General features: G+C 75.0%; 19 protein-coding genes. 9 read left to right on the forward strand and 10 right to left on the reverse strand.

What is annotated here, in order from left to right:
- The first annotated feature begins 1 nt into the window (after position 1).
- The 3 genes from B446_RS07200 to B446_RS07210 are packed head-to-tail and all read left to right on the forward strand — an operon-like array spanning position 2 to position 2,240.
- Positions 2 to 760, forward strand: coding sequence for a LamB/YcsF family protein (locus B446_RS07200; protein ID WP_020938762.1), 759 nt, complete (start codon positions 2 to 4; stop codon positions 758 to 760).
- Entirely contained in the window at positions 757 to 1,374 is a 618-nt protein-coding gene (gene pxpB / locus B446_RS07205) for a 5-oxoprolinase subunit PxpB (protein WP_020938763.1), read from the forward strand. The genes B446_RS07200 and pxpB overlap by 4 nt, the downstream gene beginning before the upstream one ends.
- Positions 1,371 to 2,240 carry a biotin-dependent carboxyltransferase family protein gene (locus B446_RS07210; protein WP_043474967.1) on the forward strand — a complete coding sequence of 290 codons (870 nt, stop codon included), beginning with the start codon at positions 1,371 to 1,373 and terminating at the stop codon, positions 2,238 to 2,240. Before pxpB ends, B446_RS07210 begins: the two co-directional genes overlap by 4 nt.
- Here B446_RS07210 and B446_RS07215 read toward each other — a convergent pair.
- From B446_RS07215 to B446_RS07235, 5 genes are all read right to left on the reverse strand, one after another.
- Complete coding sequence (locus tag B446_RS07215; RefSeq protein ID WP_020938765.1) at positions 2,141 to 3,097, reverse strand: SGNH/GDSL hydrolase family protein; 957 nt, start codon at positions 3,095 to 3,097, stop codon at positions 2,141 to 2,143. The genes B446_RS07210 and B446_RS07215 overlap by 100 nt on opposite strands.
- Positions 3,094 to 4,275, reverse strand: coding sequence for a glycosyltransferase (locus tag B446_RS07220; RefSeq protein WP_020938766.1), 1,182 nt, complete (start codon positions 4,273 to 4,275; stop codon positions 3,094 to 3,096). Before B446_RS07220 ends, B446_RS07215 begins: the two co-directional genes overlap by 4 nt.
- A complete protein-coding gene (locus B446_RS07225; RefSeq protein ID WP_020938767.1) occupies positions 4,272 to 5,402 on the reverse strand; it encodes a glycosyltransferase family 4 protein in 1,131 nt (376 codons plus the stop codon). Before B446_RS07225 ends, B446_RS07220 begins: the two co-directional genes overlap by 4 nt.
- Positions 5,403 to 5,617: 215 nt before the next feature.
- A complete protein-coding gene (locus B446_RS07230) occupies positions 5,618 to 7,036 on the reverse strand; it encodes a HEAT repeat domain-containing protein (protein ID WP_020938768.1) in 1,419 nt (472 codons plus the stop codon).
- 300 nt (positions 7,037 to 7,336) lie between these two features.
- Entirely contained in the window at positions 7,337 to 7,729 is a 393-nt protein-coding gene (locus B446_RS07235) for an ankyrin repeat domain-containing protein (protein WP_020938769.1), read from the reverse strand.
- Between the two features lie 264 nt (positions 7,730 to 7,993).
- Here B446_RS07235 and B446_RS07240 point away from each other — a divergent pair, with 264 nt between their 5' ends.
- Positions 7,994 to 8,188 carry a hypothetical protein gene (locus B446_RS07240; RefSeq protein ID WP_020938770.1) on the forward strand — a complete coding sequence of 65 codons (195 nt, stop codon included), beginning with the start codon at positions 7,994 to 7,996 and terminating at the stop codon, positions 8,186 to 8,188.
- Positions 8,189 to 8,227: 39 nt separating this feature from the next.
- Entirely contained in the window at positions 8,228 to 9,847 is a 1,620-nt protein-coding gene (locus B446_RS07245) for an ABC transporter ATP-binding protein (protein WP_020938771.1), read from the forward strand.
- Positions 9,848 to 9,985: 138 nt separating this feature from the next.
- Here B446_RS07245 and B446_RS07250 read toward each other — a convergent pair whose 3' ends face one another.
- Complete coding sequence (locus B446_RS07250; protein ID WP_020938772.1) at positions 9,986 to 11,491, reverse strand: PLP-dependent aminotransferase family protein; 1,506 nt, start codon at positions 11,489 to 11,491, stop codon at positions 9,986 to 9,988.
- A 102-nt stretch (positions 11,492 to 11,593) separates the two neighbouring features.
- Here B446_RS07250 and B446_RS07255 point away from each other — a divergent pair, with 102 nt between their 5' ends.
- The 4 genes from B446_RS07255 to B446_RS07270 all read left to right on the forward strand — a co-directional run bounded on the left by B446_RS07255 (position 11,594) and on the right by B446_RS07270 (position 15,070).
- Positions 11,594 to 12,247, forward strand: coding sequence for a YczE/YyaS/YitT family protein (locus B446_RS07255; protein WP_043474971.1), 654 nt, complete (start codon positions 11,594 to 11,596; stop codon positions 12,245 to 12,247).
- Positions 12,244 to 13,020 (forward strand): glycerophosphodiester phosphodiesterase, encoded by a 777-nt coding sequence (locus B446_RS07260; protein ID WP_020938774.1) that lies wholly within the window; start codon positions 12,244 to 12,246, stop codon positions 13,018 to 13,020. Before B446_RS07255 ends, B446_RS07260 begins: the two co-directional genes overlap by 4 nt.
- Positions 13,021 to 13,081: 61 nt before the next feature.
- Positions 13,082 to 14,428: an MFS transporter gene (locus tag B446_RS07265; RefSeq protein ID WP_020938775.1), complete on the forward strand. Its 1,347-nt coding sequence runs from the start codon at positions 13,082 to 13,084 to the stop codon at positions 14,426 to 14,428.
- Positions 14,429 to 14,695: 267 nt separating this feature from the next.
- Positions 14,696 to 15,070: an RNA polymerase-binding protein RbpA gene (locus tag B446_RS07270; RefSeq protein ID WP_003977404.1), complete on the forward strand. Its 375-nt coding sequence runs from the start codon at positions 14,696 to 14,698 to the stop codon at positions 15,068 to 15,070.
- 88 nt (positions 15,071 to 15,158) lie between these two features.
- On the opposite strand, the gene fxsA is transcribed toward B446_RS07270, so the two are convergent.
- The 4 genes from fxsA to B446_RS07290 form a co-directional block, all read right to left on the reverse strand.
- Positions 15,159 to 15,710, reverse strand: a complete 552-nt coding sequence (gene fxsA / locus B446_RS07275) for an FxsA family membrane protein (protein WP_020938776.1) — start codon at positions 15,708 to 15,710, stop codon at positions 15,159 to 15,161.
- 67 nt (positions 15,711 to 15,777) lie between these two features.
- Positions 15,778 to 16,572, reverse strand: a complete 795-nt coding sequence (locus B446_RS07280) for a polyprenol monophosphomannose synthase (protein WP_020938777.1) — start codon at positions 16,570 to 16,572, stop codon at positions 15,778 to 15,780.
- Positions 16,573 to 17,106: 534 nt separating this feature from the next.
- Entirely contained in the window at positions 17,107 to 18,720 is a 1,614-nt protein-coding gene (locus B446_RS07285) for an amidohydrolase (RefSeq protein ID WP_020938778.1), read from the reverse strand.
- 110 nt (positions 18,721 to 18,830) lie between these two features.
- Positions 18,831 to 19,271: an Lrp/AsnC family transcriptional regulator gene (locus B446_RS07290; protein ID WP_020938779.1), complete on the reverse strand. Its 441-nt coding sequence runs from the start codon at positions 19,269 to 19,271 to the stop codon at positions 18,831 to 18,833.
- Positions 19,272 to 19,322 lie beyond the last annotated feature (51 nt).

Here is a 19,322-nt window from a genome sequence, read left to right on the forward strand (position 1 = left end):
CATGACCGCGATCGATCTGAACGCCGACCTGGGCGAGGGTTTCGGCCGCTGGCGGCTGACCGACGACGAACGGCTGCTGTCCGTCGTCAGCAGCGCCAACGTCGCCTGCGGCTTCCACGCCGGCGACGCGGCCACCATGCGCCGGGTGTGCGAACTGGCCGCCGCGCGCGGGGTGACGATCGGCGCGCAGGTCTCCTACCGGGACCTCGCCGGGTTCGGGCGGCGCGCCATGGACGTGCCGCCCGCCGAACTGGCGGCCGAGGTGGCCTACCAGATCGGCGCCCTGGAGGTGTTCGCGCGGGCCGCGGGAGCGCGCGTGGCCTACGTCAAGCCGCACGGCGCGCTCTACAACCGGGTCGTGCACGACGAGGAGCAGGCCGCCGCGGTGGTCGACGGGGTGCTCCTGGCCGGCGGCGCGCTGCCGGTGCTGGGCCTGCCGGGCTCGCGGGTGCTCGACCTGGCCGCGAAGGCGGGGCTGCCGGCCGTCACGGAGGCGTTCGCCGACCGGGCGTACACCGACCGGGGCACGCTGGTGCCCCGCGGCAGCGAGGGCGCCGTGGTGACCGACCCCGAGGCCGTCGTGGAGCGTTCGGTGAGCCTCGCGCGCTCCGGCGTGGTCGCCGCCCACTCCGGCGCGCGGATCGAGGTGCGCGCCCGTTCGCTGTGCCTGCACGGCGACACCCCCGGCGCGGTGGAGCTGGCCCGCCGGGTGCGCGAACGCCTCACGGCGGCCGGGGTACGGGTGGAGGCCTTCGCATGAGGGCGCTGCCCGTCGGCGACGACGCGCTCCTGGTGGAACTGGACTCGGGCGCCCAGGCGCAGGCGCTGCACGCGGAGCTGCTGCGCCGCCGCGCCGAGGGCGCGCTGGCCGTCCGCGAGATCGTGCCGGCGGCGCGCACGGTCCTGCTCGACGGCCTGGCCGATCCGGCGCTCTGGGCGTCCGAGCTCACCGCCTCGGCGGTGCCGCCCGCTCCCCCGCGCGCACGGGAAGCGGTCGAGCTGCCCGTGCGCTACGACGGCCCGGACCTCGCCGGGGTCGCCGCCCACTGGGGGGTGTCCGAGCGGGAGGCGGCCCGGATCCACGCGAGCACCGAGTTCACCGTCGCGTTCTGCGGGTTCGCACCCGGCTTCGGCTACCTCACCGGACTGCCCGCACGGTACGACGTCCCGCGCCGGGCCACCCCGCGCACCTCCGTGCCCGCCGGCGCGGTGGCGCTGGCGGGGCCGTACACGGGCGTGTACCCGCGTTCGTCGCCGGGCGGCTGGCAGCTGATCGGCAGCACGGAGGCGGTGCTGTGGGACCACGCGCGCGTACCGGCCGCGCTGCTCTCACCGGGCGACCGGGTGCGCTTCGTGCCGGTGGCGGACGCGTGAGCGACCGCGCGCTCCTCGTCGTACGGGCGGGAGCGCTGACCACCGTGCAGGACCGCGGGCGGCCGGGGTACGCGCATCTGGGCGTACCGCGCTCCGGAGCGCTCGACCCGGGCACGGCTGCCCTGGTCAACCGGCTGGCCGGCAACGGGCCGGACGCCGCCGTGCTGGAGACCACCCTCGACGGCTGCGCCCTGCGCCCGCGTTCGGCGGTCACGGTGGCGGTCGCGGGCGCGCACTGCCCGGTCTCGGTGGACGGCCGCCCCGCCGCCTGGGGCGCCCCCGTCGCGGTGCCCGCGGGAGCGCTGCTCCAGGTGGGGGCCGCCGTGGCCGGGGTGCGCGCGTACGTGGCCGTGTCCGGCGGCGTCGCCGTGGAGCCGGTGCTCGGCAGCCGCGCCACCGACCTGCTGTCGGGCCTCGGGCCGGCGCCGCTCGCCGACGGCACGGTGCTGCCGCTCGGCGTCCCGGCGGGTCCTCCCGCGCGCGTGGACGGTGTCCCGCGGCCGCGGCCGCCGGCCGAACTCGTCCTCCGGGTGGTTCCGGGGCCGCGCGCCGACTGGTTCACGGCGGGTGCGCTCCGGGACCTCGCCACGCGCGCGTACCGGGTGTCCTCGGCGAGCAACCGGATCGGGCTGCGCACCGAGGGGCCCGCCCTTGAGCGGGCCCGGACCGGCGAGCTGCCCAGCGAGGGCATGGTGCTCGGCGCGGTGCAGGTGCCGCCGGACGGGCGTCCGGTGGTGTTCCTGGCCGACCACCCGACCACCGGGGGCTACCCGGTGATCGCCGTGGTGCGCGCCGCCGACCTCCCCGCGGCCGCGCAGGCGGTCCCGGGCACGCCGGTCAGGTTCGTTCCGGTGCGCCGCCGCTGAGTCCCGGCGCCGGGTGCGGCATCCGCCGCCGGGAGCGCGGCCAGCGCCTCGGCCACGGCCGAGGAGGCGCGCAGGTCGAGCCGGGCGCCGGTGCCGCGGGCCTGGTGGCGCAGCTCGTCGGCGGCCAGCCGCAGCAGCTGGGGCAGCAGGTCGTCGCAGCGCCGGACCACCCAGCCGGTGCCGGCGGTGGCGAGCCACCACAGCCGGGCCGCCCGGGTCGGCGCCGGGAATTCCGGTTCGGGCGACGGCGGCGCGCCGGTGGCCAGTCCGGAGGAGCTCAGCAGGGCGTGGAAGCGCACCGCGAACTGCCGGTGGCCGCGCTCGCCCGGGTGCAGCCGGTCCGCGCTCCACAGGGTGCGGTCGGTGAGCCAGGCGCCCCGGGAGGCGTGCAGGTGGACGGCCCCGTAGCGGTCGGACAGCGCGTGGACGACCGCGTTGACCGCCTGCTGGCGGCGGGCCAGCGGGCGGGCGAGGGCGCCGGGCAGTCCGAGCATGGCCCCGGGGTCGGGCAGGCAGGCGGTGAGCAGGGTGGCGCCCTGGCCGGTGAAGGCCGCGCAGACGGCGTCGAGCCGGGCGGCCACGGCCCGGACGTCGAAGGTGCGGCGCAGCGTGTCGTTGACGCCGACGACCACGGACACCAGGTCGGGGCGGAGCGCCAGGGCGGCCGGTGTCTGCCGGTCGCGCACGTCGCGCGTCTGCGCCCCGCTGACGGCGAGGTTGGTGAACTCCACCTGCCCGGGGTCGGCGGCGAGGCCGTCGGCGAGCAGCGCCGCCCAGCCCCGCCACCCGCCGCCGACGGGGTCTCCCACGCCTTCGGTGAGCGAGTCCCCGAGCGCCACGAAGCGGACGGCTCTCATGCGGCGCCCTCCCGCGCGGCGGGCCGGGCCGGCGCGTCCCGCCGGCCGAGCACCTCGGTGTCGTGCGCCGCGAGGAAGGCCTCGACGGCCGTGCCCCAGCCGAAGCACTCCGCACGCGCGCGTGCCGCCTCGCGGCGCTCACGCCCGGGACGCGACAGGACCGCCTCGACGGCGTCCGCGAACGCCTCCGGGCGGTCGGCGGCGGCCGCGCCGGCCGCGCCGATCACCTCGGGCAGCGCCGACGAGGCGCTGGCCACCACGGGGGTGCCGCACGCCAGGGCCTCCAGCGCGGCCAGCCCGAAGGTCTCGGCGGGCCCGGGGGCCAGGCACACGTCGGCGGACGCCTGGAGCGCGCCCAGCGCGGCCCGCCCGGAGACGTGCCCGAGGAAGGTCACCGGCAGCCCGCGTTCCCGGGCGCGTTGTTCGAGGCGGGCGCGCAGCGGGCCGTCCCCGGCCACCACGAGAACCGCGCGCCGTCCGCGCCGCACGAGCTCCTGGAGGGCGTCCAGGGCCGTGCCGGGGCGCTTCTCGACGGAGAGCCGGGAGCAGAGCACGAGCAGCGCCTCGGCGCCGCGCGCGTGGCGCGCGCGCAGCGCCGGGTCGCACAGCGCGGGGTGGCGTTCCATCAGGTCGACGCCGAGCGGCGCGCGTACGACGTTGCGGGCGCCGATCCGCACGAACTCGCGCTCGGCGTACTCCGTAGTGCACACGACCCGCGAGTAGACGTGCGCGGTGCGGGTGTTGAGGGAGTCGGCGGTCCGCCGGGCGAGGTGGTCCGGCAGGCCCCAGGTGCGCAGGACGCCGTCGGCGGTCTCGTGCGAGACCATCACGGACGGCACGCGGGCGCGGCGGCCCCAGCGCCCGGTCCAGCGCAGGGTGGTGCGGTCGGAGACCTCGAGGCGGTCGGGGGCCAGGTCCTCCAGCAGGGCGGTCACCCGCCGCCGGTCGGTCAGGACGCGGTAGCCGCCGGTGCCGGGCAGCAGCGGTCCGGGCAGGGTGACGACCCGTCCCTGCTCGGTGTCGCGGTCGGTGAAGCGCTCGCCCGGCACGATCAGCACCGGTTCGTGTCCGGCGGCCAGGTAGCCGCGGCCCAGTTCGCGCAGGGCCGTGCGCAGGCCGCCGGAGGCGGGGGTGACGAAGTTGGCGAGCCGGACGATGCGCAGCGGTGTGCCGGTCATGCCGCCACCGCCGTCCGGCGTGCCGCGAGCACGTCCTCGTAGTGCTCGATGAGCTGGTCACCGACGGCGGCCCAGGTGCGTTCGCGCACCCGGGCCCGCCCGGCGGCGCCGTAGGCGGCCCGCAGGTCCGGGTCGGCGGCCAGGGCGGTGACCGCCCCGGTGACGGCGGCCGCGTCGTGCGGCGGGACGAGCAGTCCGGTGCGGCCGTGGTCGACGAGGTCGAGCGGGCCGCCGGCGGCGGGCGCGACCACCGGCACCCCGCTGGCCATGGCCTCCTGGACGGTCTGGCAGAAGGTCTCGAACGGGCCGGTGTGCACGAACAGGTCGAGCGACGCGAAGATCCGGGCGAGTTCGTCGCCGGTCCGGCGGCCCAGGAGGACGGCGCCGGGCAGGGCCTCGGTGAGCGGGGCCCGGCTGGGGCCGTCGCCGACCACCACGAGGCGGACGCCCGCGAGTCCGGCGACGCCCGCCAGGAGCTCGACGTGCTTCTCGGGGGCGAGGCGGCCGACGTAGCCGACGATCAGTTCGCCGTTCGGGGCCAGTTCGCGGCGCAGGGCCGCGTCGCGGTGGTCCGGCCGGAACCGGGCGGTGTCCACGCCGCGCCGCCACAGCCGGACGCGGGGCACGCCGTGCGCCCGGAGGTCGTGCAGGGCGGCGCTGGACGGGGCGAGGGTGCGGTCGGCGGCGGCGTGCACGGAGCGGATCCGGCGCCAGGCGGCGGCCTCGCCCGCGCCCATGTAGGTGCGGGCGTATCCGGCGAGGTCGGTCTGGTAGACGGCTACGGCCGGGATGCCGAGCCGGGCGGCGGCCGCCATGCCGCGGACGCCGAGAACGAACGGACTGGCGAGGTGGACCACGTCGGCGCGGTGCCCGGTGAGCGCCGCGCCGAGGCGGCGGCTGGGCAGGGCGACACGGACCTGGGGGTAGCCGGGGAGCGGGAGGGAGGGGACGCGGACGACGGGGCACGGCGCCTCGAGTGCGTCGGCCCTGGTGCCGGGCGCGGTGGCCGGCGCGACGACGAGCGGGAGGTGACCGCGGTCCACGAGGTGCCGGGCGGTCTGGAGCGCGCAGTGGGCGACGCCGTTCACATCGGGGGGAAAGGATTCGGTCACGATGACGACACGCATACGGGTGTTCTCGCCGTACCGGACGTGGCCGCGTCAACGTCGATCTTTCCGGCCGGGGAACGTCCCATGAGCGTTGGACCGCGCACCCTCGCGGGTCAGGCGGCCGCCACGCCCGCCTGACCCGCGGGTCACCCGGTGTTCACCCGGCGGGCGGATCGCCGCCCGCCCCGGGTGTCGTCGTCGGTGCCGGCCGGGTCACACGGCAGGTGCCCGGGTCACACGGCAGGCGCGTCCGGTCCGAAGCGGCTGCGGACGGCCGTCTGCACCTCGTCCTCCTCGGCCGGGTCGGCTGCGAGGCGGCGGAGCCGTTCGACGACCCGGGTGTCACCGGTCTCGGCGTGCCGGGCGGCCAGCTCCCGGGTGGTCTCCTCGCAGTCCCACAGGCACTCGACGGCGAAGCCGGCGGCGAAGGAGGGGTCGGTGGCGGCGAGAGCGCGGGCGGCGCGGCCGCGGAGGTGGGAGGAGGCCGTCTCGCGGTAGACGTGGCGCAGGACGGGGGCCGCGCAGGCGATCCCCAGGCGGCCGGCGCCGTCGACCAGGGTCCACAGGGTCGGGGCGTCCGGGCCCTCGCCGCGTACGGCCTCGCGCAGGGCGCCGAGGACGAGGTCGCTGTCCTTGGCCGCGCCGCGGCAGGCGAGCATGCGGCCGGCCGCGGCGCCGAGGGCGTCGGGGCGCTGGGCCCAGCGGCGGGCCCGCTCGACGGCGGCGATGCTGCGCATCCGTTCGAAGGCGTCGACGGCGGCCTCCACGACGAGCGCCGACCCGTCGGCCACGGCCTCCTCGATCAGGGCGAGGGCGTCGGGGTCGTTGCTGTCGGCGAGGTAGCGCAGTGCCGTGCAGCGGGCGCCCTCGGTGCCCGACCTGGCGGCCTGGAGGATCTCCGGCCGGTCCTCGGGTCCGGCCACGGCGACCAGGCAGCGGGCGGCCGGCACATGGAGGGCGGCACCGCGCTCGACGCCCTGCTGGGCCCATTCGAAGACGGCGCGCACGCTCCACCCGGGGCGTGGCCCGGTGGGCCGCATCTGGCGCTGCCAGCGGTCGAAACAGCCGGCCTCGTGGGCGGCACGCACGCGTGCGGCGATCGGTTCGCGCGGGTCCTCGGCCCACAGCCGCCATGGCCGCGGCTCGAAGGCGTCCCGTACGGCCGCGGCCAGTTCGGCCTCGCCCTCGGCATCGGTGGCGAAGCGGGCCAGCACGGGGGCGGCGAGGGCGCGCAGGCCCGCGTCGTCGTCCCGGAGGGCCAGCTCGTCCAGGGCCCAGGCCCAGTTGGAGCCCTGGGCGGCGTACCTGCGCAGCAGTTCGAGCGCGTCCCGCCTGCCGTAGGAGGCGAGGTGCCCGAGGACGGCCAGGGCGAGCCCCGTGCGGGACTCCTCGTCGTCGAGGACGTCCTCGCAGTCGAAGAGGTGCGCCTCGACCGCGTCCAGCTCGCCGTTCAGGTCGAGGTAGAGGCGGGCGTAGTAGAGGGAGCGGTTCTCCACCTGCCAGTCGTGGCGGGGGTCGCGGAGCACACAGTGGTTCAGGGCCGCGAGCGCTTCGGCGCGCGGTGCGGTGAGCGCGTGCAGTGTGCCGTCGCCACGGCCCCGCTGGAGCAGGCCGAGCAGCGTACCGCTGGGCGCTATGACCGGATCGAACATGGGAAACAGCCTCACATCAAGCGTCGACGCAACCGGGAAACACGCACTACCTGGCCACGTGACACAACGTCGGAGCGCCCGCCGTCTCTTGCTTGCTGTAGACCATCTCTCTCTGCCTCTCGTCGGTGGCCCATGCGGACCGCATCACGGCCCGCGCGGTGCGGCAACACCTGCCCAGCCATCGCGTCCGTGAATCACGTCGTCATGATGACCCGCGCTGTGAGCTGCCGCGACCGTATTTCCGGCGGCCTTGTACCGCCTCCCCCGTTTTCCGTGTCGTACCTGCTCAGGACGTTCGCGTCAGTGTGTGCCGAACAGTTCCAGAATTTCCGTCTTGCCGAACATGCGGGCGGTGTCGACGGCCGAGGGGGTGCCCGCGGCCGGGTCGGCGCCGGACTCCAGGAGCGCCTTGATGACATCGGTCTCACCCTTGAAGACGGCGCCGGCGAGCGGGGTCTGGCCCCGGTCGTTGATGCGGTCGGCGTCCGCGCCCCGGGCGAGGAGGGCACGTACCGCGTCGGCGTGCCCGTGGTAGGCGGCGAGCATCACGAGGGAGTCGCCCCGGTCGTTGGTGAGGTCGGCCGGAACGCCCGCGTCGACATAGGCCACCAGTTCCTCCGTCCGGCCCTGCCGGGCCAGGTCGAAGATCTTGGTCGCCAGCTCCACGACCTCGGGGTCGGGGGCTTCACTCATCGGCCGGACCGCCTCTCGTTACAACCGTTCAGGTGAATCGCAAGGGTACTGGCTCGCGCCTCACATCACCCGAAGTGCCCGAGGTAAAGATCACCGCAGACCCCGGCGCGCGCAAGCGCCCAGCTCAACCGGCCCACCGAGGGCTCCACCAGCCGGTGGAAAAGGGCGGGAATTCACCCAGTTGCACCTTTTATCGTATAGATACATGCTGTGATCCTGGAAGAACTCAGGGTGATTGTCCCCCTCGACACCAGGAGGCCCCGAATGATCCTCTCCATCTCAGGCGTCATGCTGCTCGGCGTCGTCGTCTTCCTCTTCTTCCGCAAGGACGGCCTCAAGGGCTCGCACGCGTGCACGTCGGCCCTGTTCGGCTTCTACCTGGCCAGCACGGGCATCGCGCCGAGCATCAAGGCAGGCGGCGAGAGTCTGGCGAGCCTCCTCGGTGGCATCAAGTTCTGACGCCCACGTCCCGCCCGTACGCACCATCAGGAGACAGCAGTGGCCCGGCGCCCTCTTCCCCGCATTCTGAGCAAGGACAGCGCGCAGATCGCCCGGACGCAGATCGCCCGGAGCCGGGAACTGGCCCGGACGGCGGCCGACAGTGCCACCGATGTCCTCCACCCGCTGATCACGGTCTCGCGCGGGCTGCGCCGGCTGGCCTCGGCCGGGCGGCGCAGATGGGTCGAGACGCCCAAGGACAAGCGCGGGCCGCTGCTGTTCCTGGCGGCCTCGGTGGTCCTGGTCGTGGTGCTGGCGCCATACGGACCGCTGCTCGCCGCCATCGCCCTGATGGCGGCGGCGGCATGGCAGGGCCGCGACCGCACCCCGCCGGCGCCGGACGGTCCCGACGAGTCGCAGGCCGAGCGGCTGAGGTCCCTGTACGAGGCGCTGGTTCCCTACTTCTCCACCGACGGGGACCCGGCGCCGCTGTACGCCCACGGCGGGGAGTGGGAGAAGGCGTTCGACACGCACGAGTTCGACGACACCGGCCGCGTCGGTCACCTCGTGATCCGCTACCCCGCCTACTTCCCGGACGGCGAGGGCGAGGCCCGGGCACGGGTCGAGCAGCTGCTCGCCGCGAAGGCGGGGCGGGGCCGCGAGTACCACTTCGCGTGGGACGAGGAGGGCAACCGGCTGACGGTGACCGTCCTGGCCCCCCTGCCCACCGACATCGCCGCGCAGCGCTTCGTCACCGCGCCGGGAGAGACGGTCCTCGGCTTCACCGACCCCACCGAGGTGCAGCGCACGCTCCCCCTCTCCTACGGGGACGAGCAGCGCGACACCCCGCCGGTGGTCTGGCGGACCGGTCTGCGCTCCACCGAGCCGCACCTGCTGGCCATGGGCCACCCGGGCAGCGGCACCTCGACCCTGCTCCGCTCGATCGCCCTGCAGGCGCTCCAGTACGGCGACGTACTGATCGCCGACGGCGGCGGCACCGGCGAGTACGCCTGCCTGATCGGCCGGGACGGCGTGCTGGCCGTGGAGTGCGCGCCGGCCGGCGCGCTGGCCAGCCTGGAGTGGGCCGCGCAGGAGACCGAGCGGCGGCTCGTCGCCATCAACCGGGCCCGGCAGGCGGGCGACCCGCCGCCGGAGGACACCCGGCGCCCGCTGTGGCTGATCCTGGACCGGCCGAGCGTCTTCACCCACCTCACCGCGGCGGAGGGCCGCCAGGACCCGCAGACCCTGCTGCAGATGCCGCTGCGGCACGGACGCGCGGCGAACGTCACCGTGGTCGTGGCCGAGCAGTTCGAGAGCGCGGAGGCGCTGAGCGACGCGGTGCGGCAGCACACGCGCGCGCGAGTGGTGCTGGGGCCCGCGTCGCCGGAACAGCTGCGGACCGTCCTCGGGGCGCCGCCGCACACGACCCCGCTGGCGCAGGTGCCGCCCGGGCGGGGGTACGCGCGGCTGGGCACGGGTCCCGTGCACCGGCTCCAGGTGCCCTCGACCCCGGATCCGTACGACGACGCGACCGGTGACGCGGACCGGCAGGCGGTGTCCGCGCTGCTGCCCCCGCGCACGACCCCCGCCGACGCGGCACCGGCGGAGCCGCTCGGGGCGGCCGCACCCGTGGAGACGGCACCGCTGGCCGCGGAGGCGATGGCGGCCGAGAGCTCCTGAACACCCGACCCGGCGGCTGGCGACGCCTCCCCCGCCGAGCGGCCCCGGTCACCTGCGGGCTGTCGGCCGCAGGGGCCGCCGGGCGGCTCGCCGGGTCCACCACGCCACGAACGTGCGAGCTGGGGCTGCCCGGTCTCCCTAGGCCACGAACGTGCGCGGTGCCTCCGTGCCGCCCGTCGCACCGGTTTCCACCAGACGGGCCGCCGCCGCGAGGCGTACCGCCGCTTCCTCCGCCACCGCTCCGCCGACCGTGAACGGCAGGCGGACGTAGCCCTCGAAGGCGCCGTCGACGCCGAAGCGGGGGCCCGAGGGGACCCGGACGCCGACCCGCTCCCCCGCCTCGGCCAGCCGCGAACCCGACAGGCCGCCGGCCCGGACCCACAGGGTGAGACCGCCGTCGGGCACCTCGAACTCCCAGTCCGGGAGCTCCCGCCGGACCGCCGTCACCAGGGCGTCGCGGTTCTCGCGGGCCTGGGCGCGGCGCAGGTCGAGGGCCTGCTCCCAGCCGCCGGTGCTGAACAGCCAGTTCACGGCGAGCTGCTCCAGCACGGGGGTGCCGAGGTCGGCGTACGCGCGGGCGGCGACCAGGCTGCGGATCACGTCGGGGGCCGCGCGCACCCAGCCGATCCGCATGCCGGCCCAGAACGCCTTGCTCGCGGAACCGACCGTGATGACGGTGGAGCCCGCCGGGTCGAAGGCGCACACCGGGCGGGGCATCCCGCCGTCCGCGTACTTCTCGTCGAGCCACAGCTGGCCCATCGTCTCGTCGGCCACGAGGACCGTCCCCGCCGAGCGTGCCGCGTCGACCATCCGGCGCCGCTGGTCCTCGTCGGCGAGCGCGCCGGTCGGGTTGTGGAAGTCGGCGACGACGTAGGCGAGCCGGGGCGCGGACTCGCGCAGGACCTGGCGCCAGCGGTCCATGTCCCAGCCCGACAGGCCCTCGGCCATGGCGACGGGGACGAGCCGTGCGCCCGCCTCCCGCATGAGCTGGAGGATGTTGGCGTAGGACGGCGACTCGACGGCGATGCGCTCGCCGCGGCCCCCGAAGAGGTGGCAGATCGCGTCGATGGCGCCCATCGCGCCCGTCGTCACCATGATCTGCTCGGGCATCGTGGGCACCCCGCGCGCGGTGTAGCGCTCGGCGATCATCGCGCGCAGGGCGGGGAGCCCGGCCGGGTAGTCGCCGTGGGTGTGGGCGTAGGGCGGGAGCTCCTCCAGGGCGCCCTGGACCGCGCGGGTCAGCCACGGCTCGGGGGCCGGGAGCGAGGCGCAGCCCAGGTCGATCACCGAGCCGAGGGCCTCCGGGGGCAGGGGCTCGAGGCCGCGCGCGGGCAGCGGGTTGCCCGCCGGGACGGCGGTCCAGCTCCCGGCGCCGCGCCGGGACTCCAGGAAGCCCTCGCCGCGCAGCGCCTCGTAGGCGGCCGCCACCGTGGTGCGGCTGACCGAGAGGCCGAGGGCCAGTTCGCGTTCGGCGGGCAGGCGGGCGGCGACCGGCACCCGGCCTTCGAGCACCAGGAGCCGGATGCCGTCGGCGAGCGCGCGGTAGGCGGGCGGACGGCGCGTGCCGGGGGCCGGGCGGTCCTGCTGGGAGTTGAGCAGCCGCGCGAGCTGTGCGGCACCTACCGCTGAGGTCCACTGAGCCACTACGATCAGTCCACCTTCCCCGAATTGGCCATGGATGGGGTTCGGTCCCACGCCACAGAGTGTCATGCATCAGGCCACCGCCACCACCCAGGGGGGTTTCTCATGTCCACTCACGGCGGACTCGGACGACGACTGACGCAGTTGTACGCGGGGCTCGCGCTGTACGGCGCGAGTTCCGCGCTGCTCGTGGCGTCGGGGCTGGGCCTCGAGCCGTGGAACGTCCTGCACCAGGGACTGGCCGAGCTCACCGGGCTGACCATCGGCGTGGTGTCGATCGTGGTGGGGGCGGGGGTGCTGCTGCTGTGGATTCCGCTGCGCCAGCGGCCCGGCCTCGGCACGGTCTCCAACGTCTTCGTCGTCGGCCTGGCCATGGACGGCACCCTGGCCCTGCTGCCCGGCGTGCACGGGCTCGCCGTCCGGGTGCCGCTGCTGGTGGCGGGCATCGTGCTGAACGGCGCGGCGACCGGTCTGTACATCGCGGCGAGCTTCGGCCCGGGCCCGCGTGACGGACTGATGACCGGGCTGCACCGGCGCACCGGCCGTTCCCTGCGGCTGATGCGGACGGCGGTCGAGGTGACGGTGGTGGTCACCGGCTTCGCGCTGGGCGGCACCATCGGCGTCGGCACCCTGCTGTACGCGCTGTCCATCGGGCCGCTGGCCCAGCTCTTCCTGCGGGTGTTCGCCGTTCCCGCGGCACCGGACGGCAGCACGGTCGTTGCCGAGGGGACACCGGGGCGCGCGATACTGCGTTCGTGAGCACCACGACGCGGCACGTACGCCATCCGTACCTGGACCACCCCGGCCCGATCGCCTTCGCCCACCGCGGCGGGGCCGCCGACGGCCTGGAGAACACCGTGGCGCAGTTCGGGCGCGCGGTGGAGCTGGGCTACCGGTACATGGAGACCGACGTGCACGCCACGGCCGACGGCCGGCTCGTCGCCTTCCACGACACGACCCTGGACCGGGTCACCGACGGGGCGGGCCGCATCGCCGACCTGCCGTGGCAGGACGTGCGGCAGGCGCGGGTGGGCGGGCGGGAGCCGGTGCCGCTGTTCGAGGAGCTCCTGGAGACCTTCCCCGGCGCCCGCTGGAACGTGGACGTCAAGGCGGAACCCGCCCTGCGGCCGCTGCTGGAGCTGATCGAGCGGGCCGGCGCCTGGGACCGGGTCTGTGTGGGCTCCTTCTCCGAGGCGCGGGTGCTGCGGGCGCAGCGGCTGGCCGGGCCCCGCCTGGCCACCTCGTTCGGCACCCGCGGGGTGCTCAGCCTGCGGCTGCGCTCCTGGGGGCTGCCCGCCGCGGTGCGCAGGTCCGCCGTGGCCGCCCAGGTGCCGGAGGCGCAGTCGGGCGTCCCGGTGGTCGACCACCGCTTCGTCCGCGCCGCCCACGCGCGCGGGCTGCAGGTGCACGTGTGGACGATCAACGAACCGGAGCGGATGCACCGGCTCCTCGACCTGGGTGTCGATGGCATCATGACCGATCACATCGACACGTTGCGCAAGGTCATGGAGGACCGCGGCGTCTGGGTCTGAGCGCCCGGGACGGCCGGCCCGCGCCTTCGCACGGCACTCCGGCGGGGAAGCGAGGGCACGGGTGGGCACCGAGACCGTGCGGGCAGGGGCGGCCGACGAGGCCGCGGGGCTGAAGCGCGAGCAGCGCGGCTGGTACTTCTACGACTGGGCCTGCTCGGTCTATTCGACGAGCGTGCTGACCGTGTTCCTCGGGCCGTACCTCACGGCGGTCGCCGAGCGGGCTGCGGACGCCGACGGCTATGTGCACCCGCTGGGGGTGCCGGTCAGGGCGGGGTCCTTCTTCGCCTACTCGGTGTCCCTGTCGGTGATCGTGGCGGTCGTGGTCATGCCCCTGGTGGGAGCGGCCGCGGACCGCGGCGGCCGCAAGAAGCCGCTGCTCGCGGCGGCGGCGTACACGGGGGCGGCCGCGACCACGGGTCTGTTCTTCCTCGACGGCGACCGCTATCTGCTGGGCGGCGCACTCCTCGTGGTGGCCAACGCGGCGCAGTCCGTCGGCATGATGCTGTACAACTCCTACCTGCCGCAGATCGCCGCCCCCGAGGAGCGCGACGCGGTCTCCTCCCGGGGCTGGGCCTTCGGGTACGCGGCGGGCTCCCTGGTTCTGGTGGTCAACCTGGTCCTGTACTCGGCGCACGACTCCTTCGGGCTCTCGGAGAGCGGCGCGGTGCGGGTCTGCCTGGCCTCGGCCGGTCTGTGGTGGGGCGCCTTCACCCTGGTGCCGCTGCGCCGGCTGCGGGACCGGCACGCGCGCGTGGAGGAGGCCGGCGTCCCGGGACCGCGCCGGCTGGCCGCGACCGTCCGGGACATGCGCCGGTATCCGCTGACGCTCGCCTTCCTGCTGGCCTATCTGGTCTACAACGACGGCATCCAGACGGTGATCTCCCAGGCGTCGGTCTACGGCTCGCAGGAACTGGGGCTCGGGCAGTCGACCCTCATCGGCGCGGTGCTGCTGGTGCAGGTGCTGGCGGTGGCGGGCGCGCTGGGGATGGGGCGGCTGGCCCGGACGTACGGAGCCAAACGGACGATCCTCGGTTCGCTGGTGGCCTGGACGGTCACGCTCGGGGCCGGCTACTTCCTGCCCGCCGGGGCGCCGGTGTGGTTCTTCGTGCTGGCCTCCGGTATCGGGCTCGTCCTGGGCGGCAGCCAGGCGCTGTCCCGGTCGCTGTTCTCCCATCTGGTGCCGCCGGGCAAGGAGGCCGAGTACTTCTCCGCGTACGAGCTGAGCGACCGCGGGATGAGCTGGCTCGGGCCCCTGCTGTTCGGCGTGACGTACCAGCTCACCGGGAGCTACCGGTCGGCGATCATCTCGCTGGTGGCGTTCTTCGTGATCGGTTTCGCCCTGCTGGCGCGGGTACCGGTACGGCGTGCGATCGGCGCGGCGGGCAACCCGGCTCCGGACACGATTTAGCACTCAGCGCGAAAGGGCGGTAGTGTACGCGTTTGGCCTGCCAGGCGGACCGTTACTGCGCGTCAAAGATGCCGAAACGCTGGGTGACATCTGCTAGCAGATGTGACAAACCGGGCGCCTGTGGGTACAACAAGGGGCGGCTACGACGGCGACGCATGACCCGGAACGGGACTCGGAACGGGAATCTTTACCGCCGACCGGACGTTGACCGGATGACGACGACAGCGACACCTGTCCTGTGGGCGACAAGCCCGGGAGGCACGATTCATGAGTGAGCGAGCTCTTCGCGGTACGCGCCTCGTGGTGACCAGCTACGAGACGGACCGCGGTATCGACCTGGCCCCGCGCCAGGCCGTGGAGTACGCATGCGAGAAGGGACATCGCTTCGAGATGCCCTTCTCGGTCGAGGCGGAGATCCCGCCGGAGTGGGAGTGCAAGGTCTGTGGTGCCCAGGCACTCCTCGTGGACGGCGACGGCCCTGAGGAGAAGAAGGCCAAGCCCGCGCGTACCCATTGGGACATGCTGATGGAACGGCGCACCCGTGAGGAACTCGAAGAGGTCCTCGAGGAGCGCCTGGCGGTTCTGCGTTCGGGGGCGATGAACATCGCGGTTCACCCGAGGGACAGCCGCAAGAGCGCGTAAGACAAGCGAAGAACCGCGGGCGCCGTACGTGACTCACGTACGGCGCCCGCGGTTTTCCACCGGCTCAGCCGGTCAGTTCTCCCCCGGGTCAGCGGGTCAGCGGGGGCCGCTGCTCCTCCGGCTCCGGGCCGCGCTCCCTGATGACCTCGCCCTGGACCACCTTGCCGTCGGGGCGGTGGATGCGGACCTGCTGGAAGGCGTCGCCGAGGCCGCCCGGGGCGGCCCGGCGCAGTCCGCGCTCCAGGGCGCTCTCGGTGAGGCGGCTCACGGCCGTACGGACCGGGGGCAGCAGCAGGAGCAGACCGGCCGCGTCGGAGATCAGGCCCGGGATCATCAGCAGCAGGCCGCCGAGCATCACCAGACCGTTGCCGCCGCCGCGCTCGGGGGAACCGCCGTCACGGAGCGCCTCGCTGAGGTTGCGGAAGGCGCGGCGGCCCGCACGCTTGATGACCACGGAGCCGGCGACCACGCCCGCCACCAGAAGCAGGAACACGGTGAGGCCGCCCGCCGCGCCCGCGACCAGGGTCAGCAGCCAGATCTCCAGCACCAGCCACACGGCGAGCCCGAGCGGCAGGTACCGGCGCAGCCGGGAGCGGCGGGGCCGGGCGGTGGGCGGAGCGGTGGCGGGACCAGTCGTCATGGTTCCAGTGTGCCTGGCCCCGCCTCAGCGCGGGATAAGCGGGGACTCAGCCCCCACCGCCACGGGCTCAGCCCTTGGCGCCCTTGCCCTTGAGCTTGTCGACGCGGTCCCCGACACCCCAGGCGGTGACCCGCCACAGGGCCTCGACCACGATGTTGCGGCTCATCTTGGAGTCGCCCAGCTCGCGCTCGACGAAGGTGATGGGGACCTCGACCACGTGGAAGCCGGCCCTGACCGCCCGGCGGGCCAGGTCGACCTGGAAGCAGTAGCCCTGCGAGGCGACCTCGTCCAGGCCCAGACCCTCCAGGGTCTCGCGGCGGAAGGCGCGGTAGCCGCCGGTGATGTCGCGCAGCGGCAGGTCGAGGGCCAGGCGGGAGTAGAGGCTGCCGCCGCGGGAGATGAACTCGCGGGACTTGGGCCAGTTCACCACCCGGCCGCCGGGCACCCAGCGCGAGCCGAGCACCAGGTCCGCGCTCTTGAGGGCGGTCAGCAGCCGGGGCAGTTCCTCGGGCTGGTGGGAGCCGTCGGCGTCCATCTCGATCAGCACGCCGTAGCCGTGCTCCATGCCCCAGCGGAAGCCCGCGAGGTAGGCGGCGCCCAGGCCCTCCTTGCCCCTGCGGTGCAGCACCTGGACGTGGTCGTCCTCGGCGGCCAGCTCGTCGGCGAGCTTGCCCGTGCCGTCCGGGCTGTTGTCGTCGGCCACCAGTACGTGGGCCTCGGGAACGGCCCTGCGCACCCGGCCGACAATGGTCTTGATGTTCTCCGCCTCGTTGTAGGTCGGAATGATCACCAAGGCCGTGCCGAGCGGCCCGAACTGCCTCTCCTGGGCCTTGGCCGCGAGGGTCCCGTCGCCGTCGTTCACTGCTGCCCCTTCATGTCGTACGCAGGCGTCCACCATAGTGGGCCGGGCCTGGGATGACGTGACCCCTCGTTCGTACGGGGGTGTCGATTCCACAAGAGTGGGGTAAGAATGCCCGTTTCGGCACTTCGGCACGCGACGGATGGGGGCCCGGCGCCCTTCGGGCCGACCTGGGACCCGCTGGCTGCGGGTCGACCGAAAGCCGTTGTCTACTGAGCGCCCGGGCCCCACCCGGGTCACACCTTGCCGACCGGCCGGACCGCTCACTCGGCGGCGCGGGCGCTGAGCCTGGCTCCCGGCGACGGTGCCCCGGTGCGGACACCGTCCTGACCCAGCTGCGCTGCGACGAGTTGCGTGAACGCTCCCCGGTCGGGCGTCCGGTGGTGGACTCGGCCGAACCTACCGGCCCCCGGCCGTCGACTGTCAACAGCCCTCCGACCTGCGCCGACGTCCGCCGTCACCGGGGTGACCAGGGAGGATGCGCAGGTGGGGCGAGGCGAGGACGGCGGACGATCACCACCCCGCCGCCCCGGGAGATCACTCGCCCGGCCCTACGAACACCGTCCGTCCGCCCACCACGGTGCGCAGGCAGACCGGCAGGTCGCGGCCCGGGGTCAGGTCGGGCAGTCCGGGGGTACCGGAGCGCGGGTCGGTCGACCAGCGGGCCACCCGGTCGTCGGGCGCCTGGACGACCAGCTCGTCGGTCCGCCAGACGGCGTAGTCGGCGGGCGCGCCCGGCACCAGGACGCCCGCGTCGTCGCGGCCGACGGCCCGCCAGCCGCCGCGCGTGTGCGCGGTGAACGCGGCGCGCACCGAGACCCGGTGCTCCGGGGTGCGGTGGAAGGCGGCGGCGCGGACCGTGCCCCAGGGGTCCAGCGGGGTGACGGGGCTGTCGGAGCCGAACGCGAGGGGCACCCCGGCCCGCAGCAGGGCGGCGAACGGGTTGAGGGAGCGGGCCCGCTCGGCACCGAGGCGCCGGGCGTACATGCCGTCCTCGCCGCCCCACAGCGCGTCGAAGGCGGGTTGCACGGAGGCGATCAGGCCCAGCTCGGCGAAGGCGGCGACGGTCTCGGGGGTGAGCATCTCGGCGTGTTCGACGCGGTGCCGTGCGGCCCGGACGCGACCGAGGCCGACCTTCTCGGCGGCGGCGCGCACCCCTTCCACGACGGCGGTCACGGCGGCGTCGCCGATGGCGTGGAAGCCCGCCTGGAGGCCGGTCTCGGTGCAGGCGACCACGTGGGCGGCGATGTCGTCGGCGTCCAGGTAGGCGGTGCCGGTGGCGTCGCTGTCGGCGTAGCGCTGGTGCAGGCAGGCGGTGTGCGAGCCGAGCGAGCCGTCCACGAAGAGGTCGCCGGCGGCGCCCCGCGCACCCAGCTCGCGGGCCCGGGCGACGCCCTCCTCGCCCTGTTCGGCCCAGTAGCCGACGACGCGCGGGCCCGGCAGCCCGGCGGCGAGCCGCAGCAGGCCGGCGAAGTCGTCCTCGGAGGAGATCCGGGGACCGCCGCACTCGTGCACGGTGCCGATGCCGAGCGAGGCGGCGTGGGCGAGCGCGGTGCGCTGCGCCTCGGTGCGCTGCGCCGGGGTGACGGCGGCCAGGGCGGCCTCGCGCGCCACGTGGTGGTCGTCGGCCGTGAGCGGCGCGTCGGTGCGGCCGAGGTCGCCGGGCAGCAGGTCCAGCAGGGCGGTGGTGACGACCGCCGAGTGGACGTCGATGCGGGAGAGGTAGAGCGGGCGGCCGCCGGTGGCGGCGTCCAGTTCCGCGCGCGTCGGCGGCCGGCCGCCGGGCCAGCGGGCGGCGTCCCAGCCGTGGCCGAGCAGCACACGGTCGTCCGGGCGGGCGGCGGCGAAGTCGCGGACGAGCGCGAGGGCCGCCTCAAGGGAGGGGGCGCCGGACAGGTCGAGTCCGGTGAGGGCCAGGCCCGTGGCGGTGGTGTGCACGTGGGCGTCGGTGAAGGCCGGGGTGACCAGGGCGCCGTCGAGGTCGACCACCTCGTCCACGCCGTCGGCGAAGGCGTCGGCGGCGCCCTCGGAGCCGACCCAGGCGACCTGGCCGCGCTCCACGACCATCGCGGTGGCGAAGGGGTCGGCGGGGCTGTGGACCTCGCCGCGGCGCAGGAGGACGGTCTGGGGCTCGGCGGACTGCTCACTCATGCCCGACAGTCTCTCGCGTGCGCGGGAGTCACGTGTCATCGGGGCGGCCGCCCGCCCCGGGCCGCCGGGCGGGGGCGGCGCCCGCCGCCCCGGACCTCGGCGCCCCGGCCTCAGACCTTGGGGGGACGCGCCTCGTACGGGGTGGACAGGACGACGGTGGTGCGGGTGGAGACGCCGGCGAGGGTGCGCACCCGGGCGAGCAGTTCCTCCAGCTCGTGCGGGGTGCCGACACGCACCTTGAGGATGTAGTTCTCGTCGCCCGCGACGCTGTGGCAGGCCTCGATCTCCGGGACGCCGGCGAGCCGGTCGGAGATGTCGTCCGGCGCGCTGGGGTCGAAGGGTTTGACCGAGATGAAGGCGGTGAGCGGCAGCCCGACGGCCTCGGGGTCGACGACCGCGGCGTAGCCGCGGATGACGCCACGCTGTTCGAGCCGGCGCACCCGCTGGTGCACGGCCGACGTGGACAGGCCCGTGGCCTTGCCCAGGTCTGTGTAGCTCATCCGCCCGTCCTTGACGAGCAGCTGCACGATCTGACGGTCCAGCTCCTCCATGGCGCCAAAACCTACCGTGCCTCTGATCTTCTCGGATACCTCGGCAACGCA

This window comes from Streptomyces collinus Tu 365 (assembly GCF_000444875.1).
Classification (GTDB): Bacteria; Actinomycetota; Actinomycetes; order Streptomycetales; family Streptomycetaceae; genus Streptomyces; species Streptomyces collinus_A.